Source organism: Kitasatospora sp. NPDC059146 (assembly GCF_042786665.1).
Lineage (GTDB): Bacteria > Actinomycetota > Actinomycetes > Streptomycetales > Streptomycetaceae > Kitasatospora.
The window spans coordinates 26,189-43,616 of the sequence record NZ_JBHZCY010000081.1; the positions used below are offsets into that span (position 1 = coordinate 26,189).

The following is a 17,428-nucleotide window of genomic DNA, read 5'->3' on the forward strand; positions in this document are numbered from 1 at the left end:
CCGGCTCAGGCCTCGTTGGCGCCCGCGTACATGGCGGTCACCGCGTCCGCGTAGGTCCGCTCGACCACCGGGCGCTTGATCTTGAGGCTCGGGGTGAGCTCGCCGTGCTCGATGTCGAGGTCGCGCGGCAGCAGGTGGAACTTCTTGATCGTCTGCCAGCGCTGGAGGTCGGCGTTGACCCGCTTGACGAAGCCCTCGATCAGCTGGTGCACGGCCGGGTCGGCGGCCAGCTCGGCGTAGCTCTTGCCGGCCAGGCCGCGCTCGGCGGCCCACGGCATCAGCACCGCCTCGTCCAGGCCGATCAGCGCGGTGCAGAAGTTGCGGCCGTTGCCGATCACCAGGATGTTGCTGACGAACGGGCAGACCGCCTTGAACTTGCCCTCGACCTCGCTGGGCGCCACGTACTTGCCGCCGGAGGTCTTGAACAGGTCCTTCTTGCGGTCGGTGATCCGCAGGAAGCCGTCGGGGGTGAGCTCGCCGATGTCCTCGGTGTGGAACCAGCCGTCCGGCTCCAGCACCTCGGCGGTCTTCTCCGGCAGGTTGTGGTAGCCGCGCATCACGCCGGGGCCGCGCAGCAGGATCTCGCCGTCCTCGGCGATCCGCACCTCGGTGCCGGGCAGCGGGCGGCCGACCGTGCCGATCCGGACGTCCTCCTTGCGGTTGACGCAGGAGCCGGCGCTGGTCTCGCTCAGCCCGTAGCCCTCCAGGATCGGCACCCCGGCACCGAGGAAGAAGTAGCCGATCTCGGGGGCCAGGGCGGCGCTGCCGGAGACGGCGCCGCGCAGCCGGCCGCCGAAGGCGGCCCGGATCTTCGCGTACACCAGCTTGTCGGCGAGCGCGTGCTGCAGCCGCAGGCCCAGCGGGGCGCTCCCGACGCCGGTGGCGACCCGGCTCTCCTGGACCACCCGGGCATGCTCGCGGGCGACCTTGGCGGCCCACAGGAAGATCTTGTACTTGGCGCCGCCCTCGGCCCGGGCCCGCCCGGCGATGCCGTTGTAGACCTTCTCGAAGATGCGCGGCGCCGAGGCCATGGTGGTCGGCCGGATGACCGGCAGGTTGTGGATGATCCGGTCGACCCGGCCGTCCACGGCCATCACGTGGCCGGTGGCGATCTGGCCGGAGATCAGCGTCTTGCCGAAGACGTGCGACAGCGGCAGCCACATGAACTGGACGTCGTCGGGGCCGAGCAGGCCGCTGGCCTCCTGGGCCCGGCCCTCGTAGGCCCAGCAGTCGTGCACCAGGCGCACGCCCTTGGGGCGGCCGGTGGTGCCGGAGGTGTAGATGAGGGTGGCCAGCTGCTCCTTGTCGAGCCCGGCCACGGCCTTGTCGACCGCGTCCGGGTGCTGCTCCAGGTACTCGGCGCCGCGCCGTTCGAGCTCGGCCAGGGTGAGCAGGTCCAGGCCGGCCGTGTCGAGTGCCTCCGCCCCGGGCGCCCCGGCGGGGGCGTCGAAGAGGATCACGGTGCGCAGCTCGGGCAGCTCGTCGATGTGCTCGACGGCCTTGGCCAGCTGGGCGGCGTTCTCGGCGAACATCGCCCGGGAGCCGGAGTTGGAGAGGATGAAGGCCGTCTCGTCGGCGTTGGTGCTCGGGTAGACGGTGGTGATGGCGGCGCCCGCGCACATGGCGCCCAGGTCGGCGAGGATCCACTCGACCCGGGTGGAGGAGGCCAGCGCGACCCGGTCCTCCGACTGGATGCCGAGCGCCATCAGGCCGGCGGCCACCGCCTTGACCCGGACCGCGGTCTGCGCCCAGGTGAGCGAGCGCCACTGCTCGGCGCCGGGCGCGCCGTCCGCGGCGTGCTCGTCGACCGAGGCCGGGTAGCGGTAGGCCTCGGCGTTCGGGGTCAGGGCGACCCGCTCCAGGAACAGGTGGGCGACGGAGGCGGGACGCCCGGCGACGATGTCGGCACTGCCGGAGTCGATCAGGGACTGCGCGGAACTCAACGAGGACCTCCGGGGGCGGGTGGCCGTCTGAGGGATTGTCGCGGCGTCCGTGGGGGCGTCCGCCGGGCCCCCGTTAACGTGGTCGGTACCGGTCAGTAACAAGGGCGTAGTCAGCAGCCTAGGGGGAAACCGGTCATTCCGTAAGGGGGCGGCCCCAGCTGGCACGCCCCCTCGGCGCCGGTGCCCGCCGGAGGGCGCGAACCGGGCCGCCGATGGCAAAGGCCCGGCAAACCTCCGCCGGACGGCCCCCGAATCGTCTGTACGACGCTACAGAACGACGAGAATTGGGGTGCGAACCCGACCGGCGAAGACAAGAGTGTGCCAGTGCTGATCAGACTGCTCCGGGCGTACCTGCGCCCATACTCCCGACCGATCACCCTGCTGGTGGCCCTCCAGCTGGTGTCCACCCTCGCGGCGCTCTACCTGCCCACGCTCAACGCCGACATCATCGACAAGGGCGTGGTCACGGGCGACACCGGCTACATCCTGCGCCTGGGCGCCGTGATGATCGGCGTCACCCTGCTCCAGGCGCTCTGCTCGATCGGCGCCGTCTACTACGGCGCCCGCACCGCCATGGCCTTCGGCCGCGACCTGCGGGCCGCCGTCTTCGACCGGGTGCAGAGCTTCTCCTCCCGCGAGGTCGGCCAGTTCGGCGCCCCGTCGCTGATCACCCGCACCACCAACGACGTCCAGCAGGTCCAGATGCTGGCCCTGATGAGCTTCACCCTGATGGTCGCCGCACCGATCATGTGCGTCGGCGGCATCATCATGGCGCTCAACCAGGACGTCCCGCTGTCCGGCCTGCTGCTCGCCGTCATCCCCGTGCTCGGCATCGTCGTCGTCCTGCTGGTGCGCGCCCTGCGGCCGAAGTTCCGCAGCATGCAGGTGAAGATCGACACCGTGAACCGGGTGCTGCGCGAGCAGATCACCGGCATCCGGGTCATCCGCGCCTTCGTCAAGGACGGCCACGAGCAGCAGCGCTTCGCCGACGCCAACGAGGACCTCACCCAGGTCGCCCGGCAGGTCGGCCGGCTGATGTCCGTGATGTTCCCCGCCGTCATGCTGGTCGTCAACGTCTCCAGCGTCGCCGTGCTCTGGTTCGGCGCCCACCGCATCGACAGCGGCGGCATGGAGATCGGCGGGCTCACCGCCTTCCTCTCCTACCTGATGCAGATCCTGATGAGCGTCATGATGGCCACCTTCATGTTCATGATGGTGCCGCGCGCCGAGGTCTGCGCCGAACGCGTCGAGGAGGTCCTCGGCACCTCCTCCAGCGTCGTCCCGCCCGCCGCCCCGGTCACCGAGGTGCTGCGCCGCGGCAACCTGGAACTGCGCGACGTCGACTTCCGCTACCCCGGCGCCGAGGCCCCGGTACTGCGCGGCGTCGACCTCACCGCCCGCCCCGGCGAGACCACCGCCATCATCGGCTCCACCGGCGCCGGCAAGTCCACCCTGCTCGGCCTCGTCCCCCGGCTCTTCGACGTCACCTCCGGACAGGTCCTGCTCGACGGCACCGACGTGCGCGAGCTCTCCGCCGACACGATCGCCGACAGCGTCGGCATCGTCCCGCAGAAGCCCTACCTCTTCACCGGCACCGTCGCCAGCAACCTCCGCTACGGCCGCCCCGACGCCACCGACGAGGAGCTCTGGCACGCCCTGGAGATCGCCCAGGCCAAGGACTTCGTCGAGAAGCTGCCCGAAGGCCTGGACGCCCCCATCTCCCAGGGCGGCAGCAACGTCTCCGGCGGCCAGCGCCAGCGCCTGGCCATCGCCCGGGCCCTCGTCCGGCGGCCCGACGTCTACCTCTTCGACGACTCCTTCTCCGCGCTCGACTACGCCACCGACGCCAGGCTGCGCAAGGCCCTCGCCCGCGAGACCTCCGACGCCACCGTCCTGATCGTCGCCCAGCGCGTCTCCACCATCCGCGACGCCGACCGGATCATCGTCCTCGACGAGGGCGCCGTCGTCGGCACCGGCACCCACCGCGAACTGATGGCCGACAACCCGACGTACCGGGAGATCGTGCTCTCCCAGCTCACCGAGCAGGAGGCGGCGTGACCACCCCAGGAAAGCCCGCCGGAAAGCCGGCCGGGGCCCCCGCCGGACCGGGCGCCGGACAGCCCGCGGACAAGCTCCCCAGCGACTCCCAGGCCGCCGCCGCCCGCCGCGGACCGGCCGGACCGGGCCGCTTCATGGGCGGCCAGGGCACCGAGAAGTCCATGGACTTCAAGGGCTCCGGCAAACGCGTGCTCGGCCTGCTGCGCCCCGAACGCAACGTCCTGATCGGCGTCCTGCTGCTCGGCGTGCTCGGCATCGGCTGCGCCGTCACCGGCCCGAAGATCCTCGGCGACGCCACCGACCTGATCTTCGCCGGCGTCATCGGCGCCCGCTTCCCCGCCGGCACCTCCAAGGCCGAGGTCATCGCCGGACTGCGCGCCCACGGCGACGGCGGCGTCGCCGACCTGCTCTCCGCCGTCGACTTCACCCCCGGCCAGGGCATGGACTTCGGCGCCATCGGCTCCATCCTGCTCTGGGTGCTCGGCATCTACCTCGCCTCCGCCCTCTTCGGCATCGTCCAGGGCCGCCTGGCCACCCGGGCGATCCAGTCCGCCAGCTACCGGCTGCGCCAGGACGTCGAGGCCAAACTCGCCCGGCTGCCGCTCAGCTACTTCGACAGGCAGCCGCGCGGCGAGGTGCTCAGCCGGGTCACCAACGACATCGACAACATCGGCCAGTCGATGCAGCAGACCATGGGACAGATCGTCAACTCGCTGCTCACCGTGGTCGGTGTGCTCGCGATGATGTTCTGGATCTCCCCGATCCTCGCCGCGATCGCCCTGGTCTCCGTACCGCTCTCGGTGGTCGTCGCCGCCAAGGTCGGCAAGCGGGCCCAACCGCAGTTCGTCCAGCAGTGGAAGTCCACCGGCCAACTCAACGCCCACATCGAGGAGATGTACACCGGCCACACCCTGGTCAAGGCGTTCGGCCGGCACCGCGAGTCCGCCGAGACCTTCCGCGAGCACAACGACGCGCTGTTCCACGCCAGCTTCCGCGCCCAGTTCATCTCCGGGATCATCCAGCCCGCGATGATGCTGATCGGCAACCTGCAGTACGTGCTGGTCGCCGTGGTCGGCGGCCTGCGGGTGGCCAGCGGCTCGCTGTCCATCGGCGACGTCCAGGCCTTCATCCAGTACTCCCGGCAGTTCAGCCAGCCGCTCACCCAGGTCGCCAGCATGGCCAACCTGGTGCAGTCCGGGGTCGCCTCCGCCGAGCGCGTCTTCGAACTCCTCGACGCCCCCGAGCAGAGCCCCGAACCGGCCATGCCCGAGAAGCCCGACACCGTCCACGGCCGGGTCGTCTTCCAGGACGTGTCCTTCCGCTACGACCCCGACAAGCCGCTCATCGACGACCTCTCGCTCAAGGTCGAACCCGGCCAGACCGTCGCCATCGTCGGCCCCACCGGCGCCGGCAAGACCACCCTGGTCAACCTGCTGATGCGGTTCTACGAGGTCAGCTCCGGGCGCATCACCCTCGACGGCATCGACATCGCCGCGATGTCCCGCGAGGACCTGCGCTCCGGCATCGGCATGGTCCTCCAGGACACCTGGCTGTTCGGCGGCACCATCGCCGACAACATCGCCTACGGGGCCGGCTCCGCCACCCGCGACGAGGTCGTCGAGGCCGCCCGGGCCGCCCACGTCGACCGCTTCGTCCGCACCCTCCCGGACGGCTACGACACCGTCATCGACGACGAGGGCACCGGCGTCAGCGCCGGCGAGAAGCAGCTGATCACCATCGCCCGGGCCTTCCTCGCCCAGCCGTCCATCCTGGTCCTCGACGAGGCCACCAGCTCCGTCGACACCCGCACCGAGGTGCTCATCCAGCGGGCCATGGCCCGGCTGCGCACCGGCCGCACCAGCTTCGTCATCGCCCACCGGCTCTCCACCATCCGGGACGCCGACGTGATCCTGGTGATGGAGAACGGCTCCATCGTGGAGCAGGGCTCGCACGACGAGCTGATCGCCGCCGACGGCGCCTACGCCCGGCTCTACCAGGCGCAGTTCGCGGAGGCCGTGGCCGAGGTGGACTGACCCGTCGTCACGCCCGGAGCCGGGACGGAACCCGCCGTCCCGGCTCCGCGCGCACCCGCCCCTCGCGGGGCACGACCGCCTTCGCTACGGTGGCCCCCGTGACCGCCCAGCCCACGGCCCCCGGACCGGCCCCCGACGCCTTCGAGGCGAACCGCCGCTACCTGGGCTCGGTCGCCTACCGGCTGCTCGGCTCCTTCACCGACGCCGAGGACGTCCTCCAGGACGCCTGGCTGCGCTGGCAGGACGCCGACCGCGCCGCCGTCGCCGACCCGCGCGCCTTCCTCACCACCGTGGTCACCCGGCTCTGCTACGACCAGCTGGGCTCCGCCCGCAGCCGCCGCGAGGCCTACTACGGCGAGTGGCTGCCCGAACCGTCCGTCTCCTACGCCGACGGCCCCGACTCCCCCGCCGACCTGGCCGAACGCGGCGAGTCCGTCTCCCTCGCCCTGCTCACCGTGCTGGAGCAGCTCACCCCGGCCGAGCGGGCCGCCTTCGTCCTGCACGACGTCTTCGCGGTCGGCTTCGAGTCCATCGCCGCCTCCCTGGACCGCACCCCGGACGCCACCCGCCAGCTCGCCTCCCGGGCCCGCCGCCGGGTCAAGGAGGGCGGCCGGCACCCCGGCGGCACCGACCCGGCCGAACACCGGCGGGCCGTCGAGGCGTTCGCCTCCGCCAGCGCCCGGGGCGACATCCTCGGCCTGATGGCGGTCCTCGACCCCGACGTGGTCTGGCACGCCGACGGCGGCGGCATCGTCCGCGCCGCCGCCCGCCCGGTGCGCGGCGCCGACAAGGTCGCCCGCCTGGTGGCCGGACTGGTCGCCAAGTGGTTCACCCCCGACGCCGCGATCGCCCTCGCCGCCGTCAACGGCGAACCCGGCCTGGTCTGGTACGAGCGCGGCACCGGCAGCGTCGGCGGGGTGCTGGCCTTCGCCGTGGCCGACGGCCGGATCACCGAGGCCTTCGTCGTGGTCAACCCCGAGAAGCTCGGCCGGATCGACCCGGTCACGACCCGCTGAACCGGGCCCCGCCGGGCTGTGACGCGGGTCACCGTCACACTCCGGCCGCCCGCGTCGTCCCCTTCCCGAACAGCGCTCCACCGGAGCGCCCCACGAGGAGGCGGACGAGATGAGCAGCACCACCAGCACCGATCAGCGGATCGTCGTCCTCGGCGCCGGGTACGCCGGGATCACCGCGGCCAAGGGCGCCGGACGCCACCGCGCCGTCACCCTGGTCGCCCCCGAGGAGCGGCTCCTGCACCGCATCCGCCAGCACGAGACCGCCGCCGGCTGCGGCCGCGACTGGCCCGCGCTCACCGAACTCGCCCGCGGCCGCCGGATCGAGCACCGCCGGGCCCGGGCCGTCGCACTCGACCTGGCCGGGCACGAGGTCCTCCTCGACGACGGCACCACCCTCGGCTACGACACCCTGGTCCACGCCCTCGGCAGCCGCACCGCCTGGCACGGCGTCCCCGGCGCCGCCGAGCACGCCCACCCCGTGGAGCGCGCCGCCGAGGTCCGCCGGCTCATCCGCGAGGCCGCCCGCCCCGGCACCCTCGCCGTCGTCGGCGGCGGCGCCACCGGCATCGAACTGGCCGCCGAACTCGCCGAGGCCCATCCCGACTGGCGGGTGCGGATCGTCGCCTCCGGCACCGTCGGCGGCGCCTACTCGCCCAAGGGCCGCGCCCACATCCGGCGCGTCCTCGACCGCCTCGGCGTCGACGTCCACGAGGACGCCACCGTCACCGAGGTCACCCCCGGCGGGCCGCTCACCACCGCCGGCCCGGTCGACGCCGACCTCACCCTGTGGGCCGCCTCGCTGGAACCCCACCCGCTGGCCGCCGAGGCCGGACTGGCCGTCGACGAGCGCGGCCGCGCCCTGGTGGACGACCACCTGCGGTCGGTCTCGCACCCGGACGTCCACGTGGTCGGCGACGCCGCCGCCGTCACCGTCCCCGGCGTCGGCACCCTGAGGATGGGCTGCGCCACCGCGCTGCCGCAGGGCCAGTACGTGGGCCGGCTGCTCGACGGGCGCACCTCGGCGCCGTTCTCCTTCACGTACCTCGTGCAGTGCCTCAGCCTGGGCCGGCGGGACGGGCTGCTCCAACTGGTCCACCCCGACGACTCGATGAAGCCCACCGTGCTCACCGGCACCGCGGGGCGGCTGGCCAAGGCCGGGATCGTCGGCCTCGTCCTCGGCGCGCTCAAGTAGCCGCCGGGGGCCACCGGTTCCGTCCGGGGCCTACCGGTTCCTGTGCCCGGCGGGAACGCGGAAGGGCCCGGGCAGTCCCGCCCGGGCCCTCCTCGTACCGCTTCCCGCTACGCCTACTTCTTGTCCTTCGGCGTCTCGGCGTCGGTGGACAGCGCGGCGATGAAGGCCTCCTGCGGGACCTCCACGCTGCCGACCATCTTCATCCGCTTCTTGCCTTCCTTCTGCTTCTCCAGCAGCTTCCGCTTACGGGAGATGTCACCGCCGTAGCACTTGGCGAGGACGTCCTTGCGGATCGCGCGGACCGTCTCACGGGCGATCACCCGGGAGCCGATGGCGGCCTGGATCGGCACCTCGAACTGCTGGCGGGGGATGAGCTTCTGCAGCTTGCCGGCCATCATCACGCCGTAGCCGTAGGCCTTGTCCTTGTGCACGATCGCGGAGAACGCGTCCACCGGGTCGCCGTGCAGCAGGATGTCGACCTTCACCAGCTGGGCGGCCTGCTCGCCGATGGGCTCGTAGTCGAGCGAGGCGTAGCCGCGGGTCTTGGACTTCAGCTGGTCGAAGAAGTCGAAGACGATCTCCGCGAGCGGCAGGGTGTAGCGCAGCTCGACCCGGTCCTCGGAGAGGTAGTCCATGCCCTGGAGGTTGCCGCGGCGGGACTGGCAGAGCTCCATGATCGCGCCGACGAACTCGTTCGGCGCCAGGATGGTGCCGCGCACGACCGGCTCGAACACCTCGGAGATCTTGCCGCTCGGGAACTCGCTCGGGTTGGTGACGGTGTGCTCGGTGCCGTCCTCCATCACCACCCGGTAGACCACGTTCGGGGCGGTGGAGATCAGGTCGAGGTTGAACTCGCGCTCCAGGCGCTCCCGGATGATCTCCAGGTGCAGCAGGCCGAGGAAGCCGCAGCGGTAGCCGAAGCCCAGCGCGACCGAGGTCTCCGGCTCGTACACCAGGGCGGCGTCGTTGAGGCGCAGCTTGTCCAGGGCGTCGCGCAGCAGCGGGTAGTCCGAGCCGTCCAGCGGGTACAGGCCCGAGAACACCATCGGGCGCGGGTCCTTGTAGCCGCCGAGCGCCTCGGTGGCGCCCTTGTGCATCGAGGTGATCGTGTCACCGACCTTGGACTGCCGGACGTCCTTCACACCGGTGATGATGTAGCCGACCTCGCCGACGCCGAGGCCGTCGGCGACCTTCGGCTCGGGCGAGATGACGCCGATCTCCAGCAGCTCGTGGGTGGCGCCGGTCGACATCATCGCGATGCGCTCGCGCTTGGTGAGCTGGCCGTCCACGACACGGACGTAGGTGACCACGCCGCGGTAGGAGTCGTACACCGAGTCGAAGATCATCGCGCGGGCCGGGGCGTCCTTGACGCCGACCGGGGCCGGGACGGTGTTGACGATGTGGTCCAGCAGGTCCTCGACGCCGAGACCGGTCTTGGCGCTGACCTGGAGCACGTCGGAGGGGTCGCAGCCGATGATGTGGGCGATCTCGGCGGCGTACTTCTCCGGCTGGGCGGCCGGCAGGTCGATCTTGTTGAGGACCGGGACGATCGTGAGGTCGTTCTCCAGCGCCAGGTACAGGTTGGCGAGGGTCTGGGCCTCGATGCCCTGGGCCGCGTCGACCACCAGGACGGTGCCCTCGCAGGCCGCGAGGGAGCGGGACACCTCGTACGTGAAGTCCACGTGGCCGGGGGTGTCGATCATGTTGAGGATGTGGGTCGTCCCGGCGTCCGGCCCGGTCTTCGGGGCCCACGGGAGGCGGACCGCCTGCGACTTGATGGTGATGCCGCGCTCGCGCTCGATGTCCATGCGGTCGAGGTACTGGGCGCGCATCTGCCGGGGGTCGACGACGCCGGTGATCTGCAGCATCCGGTCTGCGAGCGTCGACTTGCCGTGGTCGATGTGGGCGATGATGCAGAAGTTGCGGATCAGCGCCGGGTCGGTACGGCTGGGCTCTGGCACATTGCTGGGGGTCGCGGGCACCTTGGTCCGATTCTCCGTTGGTCCGGGGCCGGGGGTGTCCGGATCATCGCTGACCGGCTATCCCGGGGACCGGACAGTCTCGTCCGATCGAAATAGTTCCTCCCATCCTCCCACGACTACGGGGCGGGACGCCGTTCGGGCACCTCACAGCCTCCCGAGGGCGCCCGAAGGGCTTCGCCCGGCCGCACCGAGGGGTTCCGCGGCTCGGCCGGGTACGTGCGGTGGCGGGAGCTGCCGCACCACTTCTCCCGGCCTTCTACCGGCCGCGGACCGGCCGCCGGTTTGGGGCGGGCGGCGGGCCCCTGGTAGCGTGGTCAGCTGCACCTGGCCTCGGCATGCCCTCTCAGCTGGTCCGACGGCCGCACGGTGCAGCCCGTTCAAACCATTCAGACAAGACTGAGGCTCCTTCGTGGCGAACATCAAGTCCCAGATCAAGCGCAACAAGACCAACGAGAAGGCGCGCCTGCGCAACAAGGCCGTCAAGTCCTCGCTGAAGACCGCTCTGCGCAAGGCCCGTGAGGCCGCTGCCGCCGGTGACACCGAGAAGGCCACCGTGCTGGCCCGCGCCGCCTCCAAGGCGCTCGACAAGGCCGTGAGCAAGGGCGTCATCCACGCCAACCAGGCCGCCAACAAGAAGTCGGCCATCACCAAGCGCGTCAACACCGCCGTCCAGGCCTGACGCCCCCGGGGGCTCCGGCCCCCACCGCCTCAGGGCGACCGGCCCTCTACCCGGAACCCCGAGGCGTGCGAGACTCGCACCGCACGCGGCCTGCGTTCGCCACGCGGGTGCGGTGCAGCACGAGCTGTACGACAGGCGCCGCAGTCATCCTCTCCCCGAGGGCGACTGCGGCGCCTGTCGCGTTCCGCGCCCCGGCCGCTAGGGTCGGTCAGGCGCGACCGGGGGTGCGGGGAGCACCCACGGCGGCCAGTCCCGAGGGGGGAACTTCCATGACGACGCCACCGCCGCCACCGCCGTCGCCGGGTCCGGGTCCGGGCCAGGGTCCGGGTCCGGGTTCGAACGGACCGGGCTACGGCTTTCCGCAGCAACCGGCCACGGCGCCCGCACCCGGCACGGGCGGGCCGGGCGGACCCGGTGGATCCGGCGGGCTCGGCGGGCCGGGGGCCGGCAGCTTCGGGCCGCCGCTCGGGCTGCCGACCGCGCCCGGGCTGCCCACCGCGCCGCCCAAGGGCGGTGGGCTGCGCCGCAACGCCGTCTGGGCCTTCGTCGGCGCGGTCCTCGCCTCGGCCGGCTGGGCCGCCGCCGTGGTGGCCGTCCCGGACCTCGTCAGCAACGACTCCTCACCGCGCAGCCTCGGCAACTACCACCTCTCCGACGACTTCTGCGCCACCGCGAAGCCCTCCCGGCTGCTGGAGACCTACACCGTCACCACGGACAGCAGTTCGCCGTCCCACCACACCGACCGGACCGCCGCCCTGGACAGCATGAACTGCTCCATGTCGCTCAAGCGGACCGGCGGCGGCACCGACAGCGAGTACGCCAGCGTGTACATCCGTGCCGACCTGCACAAGGCCGTCAACCCGGCACCCGAGCAGACGGCCGGCAAGGAGCTCTACCGGGCCCGGGGCTACCAGATCACCGACATCCCGGGGATCGGCGAGGACGCGTTCTTCATCTACAAGGACGACGGCGGTTCGGGCTCGTACCACAGCCTGTTCGGCGAGGTGCAGATCCGCGACGGCGGGATGACCTACTACATCAGCTACAACGCCAGTTACACCCAGGGGAAGGCCAACCCGCCGTCCATGACCGAGCTCCGCAACGACCTGCAGACCGACGCCGACAACGCCGTACGGGCCATGCGCAAGTAGCGGTCCGCCGCCGCCGCGGTCAGTACGAGGGACGGGAGCCGGCCCGGGCGGCCTTGGCGACGGCCACCACCGCCCGCTCCAGGGCGAAGGCCGGGTCGGCCGAGCCGCCCTTGACCGCCGCATCGGCCTGGGCGATCGCGGTGAGCGCCGTGGCCACCGCATCGCCGGTCCACCCGCGCATCTGCTGACGGACCCGGTCAACCTTCCACGGCGGCATGCCCAACTCGCGGGCCAGATCGGCCGGACGCATGTTCCGCCCGGTCGTCGCCAGCCGGCCGATGCTGCGCACGCCGGAGGCCAGCGCGTAGGTGATGCCGGTCGGCGGCTGGCCGACGGCCAGCGCCCAGCGCAGCCGCTCCAGCGCCTCGGCCGCCCGGCCGGTGACCGCCAGGTCAGCCACCTCGAACCCGGTCGCCTCGGCCCGGCCGCTGTAGTAGCGGGCCACCACCGTCTCGTCGATCGTGCCCTCGACGTCCGAGGTCAACTGGCTGCACGCGGCGGCGAGTTCGCGCAGGTCGCTGCCGAGCGCGTCCAGCAGTGCCTGGCAGGCCTCCTGGGTCGCGGAGCGGCCCAGCGTACGGAACTCGCCCTTGACGAAGGCCAGCCGCTCGCCCGCCTTGGCCAGCTTGGCGCAGGCCACCTCGCGCCCGCCCGCCTTGCGCCCGAAGTCCAGCAGGCCCTTGCCCTTGGCCCCGCCGGCGTGCACCAGGACGATGATCACTTCCTCGGCCGGGGCCTCGATGTACGCCTTGACCTCCTTCACCGACTCGGCGGAGAGGTCCTGCGCGGCCCGGACCACGATCACCTTGCGCTCGGCGAACAGCGAGGGCGTGGTCAGCTCGGCCAGACTGCCCGGCTGCAGGCCGCCGGGCGGGAGGTCCCGCACGTCGGTGTCCGGGTCCGCCGCCCTGGCCGCGGCCACCACCTGGGCGACCGCACGGTCCAGCAGCAGCTCCTCCTGACCGACCGCGAGGGTCAGCGGGGCGAGCAGGTCGTCGGGTGCACTCTTCCTGGCCATCGCCTACCAGCATCCCACGCGCCGCGGACACTCCCGCCCGGACGGGCGGGAGCGTACGGGCGGGGGCGTGCGGGCGGGGGCGGGGGACGGGGGCCAGTGGTCCGGGGCCGGGGCCGGGGCTCGTGAAGGCCGACCGCCCTGCGGGGGCGCGCGGCCCGACCTGGAGAATGGCCCGGTGACCGAGAACCACACCCCCGACCTGCCGGACGTCGAAGACCCGTTCGTCCGCCAGCTGCTCGTCCTGCCCGACCGCGACACCGCCGACGAAGCCGCCGAGGAGCTCTCCGCCGCCCATCCCGACCTCGGCGACCTGGAGATCGTCCGCGACGCGCTGGCCGGCGAGGACGACGCCGAGGACGCCCAGTGGCTCGTCGTCCTCGACCCCCCGTCCGACGGCTGGACGCCCACCCTCCTGCACGCCCTCGACACCGTCGCGGCCTCCTACGAGGGCTGGCGCGAGGAGGCCTGACCCGACCGTCGCCCGCCCCCGGCGCTCCCGGCGCCCCCGGCGCTCGCCGAGGTGGTCAGTTCGGCAGCACCCAGTCCGGCCGCCAGGTCCCGGGGGCGTCGTGGGCGGGCGTGGTGGCGGCGAGGTGGGCCCGGAGGGTGGCCAGGGCGGGGTGGGGGTTGTCCCGGTGCCACAGCAGCGAGTGCGGGTAGACCGGCGTCGGGTCGGTCACCGGGATGCGGCGCAGACCGTGCCCGGCGGGCCAGACCAGCCGGGTGCGCTCGCTCATGAAGGTGGCCAGGGCCGGGGTGTCGGCGACGGTGTCCAGCAGCGCGTCGGAGCCGAAGTTGGGGCCGGTCGCCTCGATGGTGAGGCCGAACTCGGCGACCAGGTCGTCGTAGTAGGCGGCCCACTCGGTGCCGGGGGCGATGCCGGGCATCCAGATCCGGTGGCCGACCAGCTGGGCGACGGTCACCGAACGCGCGCCCGCCAGCGCGTGCGCCGGACCGGTGAGCAACTGCAAGGGCTCGTCGAGCACCCGGACGGACTCGACGTCCTCCGGGAAGGGCCGCCCGGGTGCGGCGACGGCACGGAAGGACGCGTCGATCGCCCCCGAGCGGATCGCGGCGACGGCCGCCGCCACGTCGAACAGCATCACCACGTCCAACTCGATCCCGGGGTGCGCGCGGTGGAAGTCGCGCATCAGACCCGACCCGGCGCCGCGCGAGGCGATGATGTCGACCCGCAGCGGCCGACGGCCCGTCCGCACCGAGGCGACGGCCCGCTCGGCGGCGCGCAGCAGTTCACGTGCGTGGGGCAGGAACGCCTGTCCGTCGATGGTGAGTTCGGCGCCGCGCGGGGTGCGGGTGAACAGGCGCACCCCGAGGTCGCGCTCCAGGGCGGCGATGCGCTTGGAGACGGCCTGCTGGGTGACCGCCAGGTCGACGGCGGCCTTCTGGAACTGGCCGGCCTCGGCGGCGGCGGCGAAGGTGCGTACGGCTTCGAGGTCCACGTCGGCCCACCCTAGGCCGATCCGACGCGCAATGTCAGACACGCCCTTGTGAACAACGGATGGTTGTACCCGTGGGGCGGATCGGTTCTTTGACCTGCGGTCGAGCCGCTCGGTTAGCTCTCCCCGGTCAACGTCGGATTGTTCGAACGGGATGCCGAGGGAGTGCGCCGGACATGGTGGGCACGGGGGACGCGGCAGGTGCGGCAGCCGCCGCAGGCACGGCAGCGACAGCGACAGCGGGCAGGTTCGGCAGGAGACGGCTGGGACCGCGGTTCGGGTGGCTGTGGGCGGCCTACGCGGTCAGCGCGTGCGGGTCCGGACTGGGATTCGGCGCCCTGCCGCTGCTGGCCGTCCTGGTGCTGCACGCCGGGCCCGCCCAGGTGTCCGCACTGTCCGCCGTGGGCCCCGCCGTGGGGGCGCTGATCGCGCTGCCGCTCGCCCCCCTGGGTGGAGTTCCGGCGCAAACGCCCGGTGATGATCACCATGGACCTGGTCCGGTTCGCGGCCATGGCGACGATCCCGGCCGCCTACGCCCTCGGGCTGCTCGGCTTCGCCCAACTGCTGGCGGTCTCGGCCGTCGTCGCCGCGGCCAAGATCGCGTTCAACGCGGCCGCCGGCGCCCACCTCAAGGCCCTGGTCCGACCCGAGGACCTCCTGGTGGCCAACTCCCGCTTCGAATCGACGAACTGGAGCTCCATCGCGATCGGACCGCCCCTGGGCGGGGCCGCCATCGGCCTGTTCGGACCGGTCACCACCGTGATCGCCGACGCCCTCAGCTACCTGCTCTCCGCCCTCGGCATCGGCGCCATCCGCGGCCGGGAGGAGACCCCACCGCCCGCCGGGCGGAACCCGCGGCGGGCCGGCTCGGTCCTCGACGGCTGGCGGCACATCCTCGGCGACCCCGAGCTGCGGGCGCTCTACCTCAACAACCTGCTCGTCTCCGGGCTGATCATGGCCACCGAACCGCTGCTGGCCGTCCTCATGCTGCGCCAACTCCACTTCCCGCCCTGGCAGTACGGCCTCGCCTTCGCCGCCCCCTGCCTCGGCGGACTCATCGGCTCCCGGCTCGCCCAGCGTGTCGTGACCCGCTACGGCCGGCACCGGGTGTTCCGGACCGTCGGCGCCCTGCGCGCCGTGTGGCTGATCGGCCTGGTCCTCGTCCGCCCCGGCGTCGTCGGCCTGGTCACCGTGATGGCCGTCGAACTCGCCATCATCATCAACATGAGCCTCTACACCCCGGTGCTCGCCACCCACCGGCTCGAACGCACGCCCGAGCACCTCCTCGCCCGCACCCTGTCCGCCTGGTCCATCGGCCAGCAGACCGCCATCGCCGTCTGCACCGCCCTCGGCGGCCTCCTCGCCGACACCACCGGCCCACGCACCGCCCTCGCCGCCGCGGGCCTCCTCATCCTGGCCACCCCCCTCCTCCTCCCCCGGGGCACCCCCGCCCCGGCCCCTCACCTCCCGGCCCCCACCCGTTCCTGAGGCCGCCGGGCCCCACGCCTACCCAATTCGGGTGAAGGTCCGTCCACCCACCGACGGGGCGGCGGCGGGCCACCGTAGCCTCGGTGGCGCCCCGTCGCCGCTCGGGTGCGCGATCCGGGCGAAGGTGCGGGATCCGTCGATCCGGAAGGCCACCGACACCATGACACGCTCAGCGGGCGGACACGACGAGACGCCGACGCCCGGCGGGCCCTCCCGCCGCCACCTGCTCAGGATCGGCATCGGCGTCGCCGTGGGGGCCGGGGCCCTCGGCTCCGGCGCTCCCGCCGCGCTCGCCAACGGCCCGTACGACCCGACCGCCCCGACCATCGCGACCAAGATCAAGAACCTCAGCGGCCCGGCCGAGACCGGATCGTTCGGCGCCGCGTGGACCGACCTCGGCATCCCCGTCCGGTGCCCGGACGGCACCATGCTCTTCGTCTGCGGCGACACCTACTCCGGCGACCAGCTCTTCACCGGCCAGTGGAACGCGCCCGTCGGACTGCGCTCCAGCAGCGCCGACCTGGACAACCTGCGCATCGACGGCGTCGTCCAGGGCGCCTACGGCATCAGCCTCGTCGACGAGCCGCACACCCAGGTCGGCGACAAGTTCACGACCGCGATCCCCTCCGACGCCTTCGTCGTCGACGGTGTGATGTACATGCACCTGATGCGCGGGGTCATCTACGACACCCACCACACCGACTTCTGGCGCTCCACCGACAACGGGCAGACCTGGGAGTACCTGTGCCAGTGGCCCGGTGACATGTACGGCGGGCAGTTCCAGCAGAAGACCTACGCGGTGGCCGACGACGGCTACTGCTACGTGCTGTCCACGGTCTTCAACCGTGAGGTGGAATCGGGGATGCTGCTGCACCGGGTGCGGAAGGAGAGCCTCGGCACCCCGGACGCCTACGAGCCCTGGGGCTACACCGACGGCAACTGGCAGTGGAACGCCCCCGCCCCGACGACCGTCTTCGGCACCCGCAAGTGGGGCGAGCTGTGCTTCCGCGCCATGGACGGCAAGTACGTCCTCACCTGGCTGAACACGGACCCGCTGTCGATCAGGGCGATGGTCTTCGCACTCCCGACCTCGGACCTCACCAGGACGCTGGAACAGGCCATGATCCTCCCCGGCGCCCCGGGCCAGGAGACCGCCAACTTCGTGGCCAGCCCGTACGGCGGCTTCGTCATCCCCGGCTCGACGTTCGGCAACTTCCACATCGTCGTCAGCCAGTGGTACGACGTGACGAACTACCGGATCATGCAGTACCGGATCAACATGCTCTCCTGACCGCTCCTGCCCCGGCCTGGTCTTCCCCGGCCCAACTGGCCCGGGCCGAAGGCCCACTGCTCCGGTGGCGGGGGGGGGGGGGGGGGGGCGCGGCCGCCCCCCCCCCCCACCGCCCCCGGC

Annotated in this window: 12 protein-coding genes and 1 pseudogene; 9 read left to right on the forward strand and 4 right to left on the reverse strand. The window is 72.4% G+C overall.

The genetic code is table 11. From position 1 onward, the window contains the following. Window positions 1-5: 5 nt before the first annotated feature. The gene (locus ACFXPX_RS28830) at window positions 6-1,943 is read right to left on the reverse strand and encodes an AMP-dependent synthetase/ligase (RefSeq protein ID WP_375892446.1); all 1,938 of its coding nucleotides are present in this window, start codon (window positions 1,941-1,943) and stop codon (window positions 6-8) included. A gap of 324 nt (window positions 1,944-2,267) precedes the next feature. Between ACFXPX_RS28830 and ACFXPX_RS28835 the strand changes: the two genes are divergently transcribed. The 4 genes from ACFXPX_RS28835 to ACFXPX_RS28850 all read left to right on the forward strand — a co-directional run bounded on the left by ACFXPX_RS28835 (window position 2,268) and on the right by ACFXPX_RS28850 (window position 8,242). Continuing rightward, window positions 2,268-4,001: an ABC transporter ATP-binding protein gene (locus tag ACFXPX_RS28835; protein WP_380524874.1), complete on the forward strand. Its 1,734-nt coding sequence runs from the start codon at window positions 2,268-2,270 to the stop codon at window positions 3,999-4,001. Between the two features lie 134 nt (window positions 4,002-4,135). Then, the gene (locus tag ACFXPX_RS28840; RefSeq protein ID WP_380643999.1) at window positions 4,136-6,034 is read left to right on the forward strand and encodes an ABC transporter ATP-binding protein; all 1,899 of its coding nucleotides are present in this window, start codon (window positions 4,136-4,138) and stop codon (window positions 6,032-6,034) included. Between the two features lie 98 nt (window positions 6,035-6,132). Further along, window positions 6,133-7,050 (forward strand): RNA polymerase sigma factor SigJ, encoded by a 918-nt coding sequence (gene sigJ, locus ACFXPX_RS28845; protein ID WP_380643995.1) that lies wholly within the window; start codon window positions 6,133-6,135, stop codon window positions 7,048-7,050. 109 nt (window positions 7,051-7,159) lie between these two features. After that, the gene (locus tag ACFXPX_RS28850; RefSeq protein ID WP_380643996.1) at window positions 7,160-8,242 is read left to right on the forward strand and encodes an NAD(P)/FAD-dependent oxidoreductase; all 1,083 of its coding nucleotides are present in this window, start codon (window positions 7,160-7,162) and stop codon (window positions 8,240-8,242) included. Between the two features lie 113 nt (window positions 8,243-8,355). Here the strand turns inward: ACFXPX_RS28850 and lepA are convergent, their stop codons facing one another. Then, window positions 8,356-10,224 carry a translation elongation factor 4 gene (gene lepA, locus ACFXPX_RS28855; protein ID WP_375892440.1) on the reverse strand — a complete coding sequence of 623 codons (1,869 nt, stop codon included), beginning with the start codon at window positions 10,222-10,224 and terminating at the stop codon, window positions 8,356-8,358. A gap of 409 nt (window positions 10,225-10,633) precedes the next feature. Here lepA and rpsT point away from each other — a divergent pair, with 409 nt between their 5' ends. Further along, window positions 10,634-10,903 (forward strand): 30S ribosomal protein S20, encoded by a 270-nt coding sequence (rpsT, locus tag ACFXPX_RS28860; RefSeq protein ID WP_375892438.1) that lies wholly within the window; start codon window positions 10,634-10,636, stop codon window positions 10,901-10,903. Window positions 10,904-11,172: 269 nt separating this feature from the next. Next, window positions 11,173-12,054: a hypothetical protein gene (locus tag ACFXPX_RS28865; protein ID WP_380643997.1), complete on the forward strand. Its 882-nt coding sequence runs from the start codon at window positions 11,173-11,175 to the stop codon at window positions 12,052-12,054. A 19-nt stretch (window positions 12,055-12,073) separates the two neighbouring features. Here the strand turns inward: ACFXPX_RS28865 and holA are convergent, their stop codons facing one another. After that, window positions 12,074-13,072: a DNA polymerase III subunit delta gene (gene holA / locus ACFXPX_RS28870; RefSeq protein WP_375892435.1), complete on the reverse strand. Its 999-nt coding sequence runs from the start codon at window positions 13,070-13,072 to the stop codon at window positions 12,074-12,076. 175 nt (window positions 13,073-13,247) lie between these two features. Here holA and ACFXPX_RS28875 point away from each other — a divergent pair, with 175 nt between their 5' ends. Continuing rightward, entirely contained in the window at window positions 13,248-13,541 is a 294-nt protein-coding gene (locus ACFXPX_RS28875) for a hypothetical protein (RefSeq protein ID WP_375892434.1), read from the forward strand. A gap of 55 nt (window positions 13,542-13,596) precedes the next feature. Here the strand turns inward: ACFXPX_RS28875 and ACFXPX_RS28880 are convergent, their stop codons facing one another. Continuing rightward, a complete protein-coding gene (locus ACFXPX_RS28880) occupies window positions 13,597-14,532 on the reverse strand; it encodes a LysR family transcriptional regulator (RefSeq protein ID WP_375892432.1) in 936 nt (311 codons plus the stop codon). Window positions 14,533-14,813: 281 nt separating this feature from the next. Between ACFXPX_RS28880 and ACFXPX_RS28885 the strand changes: the two are divergent. After that, window positions 14,814-16,017: pseudogene (locus tag ACFXPX_RS28885) on the forward strand (MFS transporter). A 160-nt stretch (window positions 16,018-16,177) separates the two neighbouring features. Further along, entirely contained in the window at window positions 16,178-17,308 is a 1,131-nt protein-coding gene (locus tag ACFXPX_RS28890; protein WP_380643998.1) for a DUF4185 domain-containing protein, read from the forward strand. Window positions 17,309-17,428 lie beyond the last annotated feature (120 nt).

Coding starts and splice junctions, on each gene's coding strand:
- ACFXPX_RS28840 (WP_380643999.1), top strand. CDS start 4,136: ATGGGCGGCCAGGGCACCGAGAAGTCCATGGACTTCAAGGGCTCCGGC.
- ACFXPX_RS28850 (WP_380643996.1), top strand. CDS start 7,160: ATGAGCAGCACCACCAGCACCGATCAGCGGATCGTCGTCCTCGGCGCC.
- ACFXPX_RS28865 (WP_380643997.1), top strand. CDS start 11,173: ATGACGACGCCACCGCCGCCACCGCCGTCGCCGGGTCCGGGTCCGGGC.
- holA (WP_375892435.1), bottom strand. CDS start 13,072: ATGGCCAGGAAGAGTGCACCCGACGACCTGCTCGCCCCGCTGACCCTC.
- ACFXPX_RS28890 (WP_380643998.1), top strand. CDS start 16,178: ATGACACGCTCAGCGGGCGGACACGACGAGACGCCGACGCCCGGCGGG.